This is a genomic window from Psychrobacter sp. 1Y4 (assembly GCF_051847555.1).
Genome location: NZ_JBPYDE010000733.1, coordinates 1 through 634, shown reverse-complemented (window position 1 = coordinate 634; position 634 = coordinate 1). Strand labels below are relative to the sequence as shown.

Here is a 634-nt window from a genome sequence, read left to right as displayed (position 1 = left end):
CGGCAGTAATGTATTGCTCAATAGTATTCATATTACGCACGCCGCCACCTAATTGAATAGGCAGGTTCGGATATGCTTTGGTAATATCATTGACCACTTGTCTGTGTACTGGTACGCCATCAAAAGCACCGTTCAAATCGACCAAATGTAGACGACGTGCGCCCTCATCTACCCAACGCGCAGCCATAGCGACTGGGTCATCAGAAAACACCGTATCATCTTCCATACGGCCTTGTTTTAAACGTACACATTTACCATCTTTTAAATCAATGGCCGGGATAATGACAGGCACAGCACACATATAGCATTCCTTATAAAGCACAATATTGGCAATAAATTTAGTAAATTACATTGTTGAGAATGAAACGATATTAGAGAATCAAACAACGATAGAAAACACCACTCAGACGTGGCATAAATTATAGACAGATTCAAAAAACCAAATAAAATAGGTCAGAAATCTGCTCAAATAGAGATAGGATACAATCGAAACCAAACAATCATAACCATAAGTTGTAGTACGTAGAATCACCACCAACATTCGTTAAATTCTATTACTGACTGGCAATTTTAGGTCAATTTAGCGTATAATCCTAGGTAAATTTTTATTTGTTTCTATGTGATAGTAACCAGG

At 37.9% G+C, this 634-nt stretch carries 1 protein-coding gene; it reads right to left on the bottom strand.

Going from position 1 to position 634, the window contains the following annotated elements:
• Positions 1-301, bottom strand: a 301-nt coding sequence (locus ACS8FC_RS18595) for a HisA/HisF-related TIM barrel protein (protein WP_439297879.1), incomplete at its 3' end; no start/stop codon positions are given.
• Positions 302-634 lie beyond the last annotated feature (333 nt).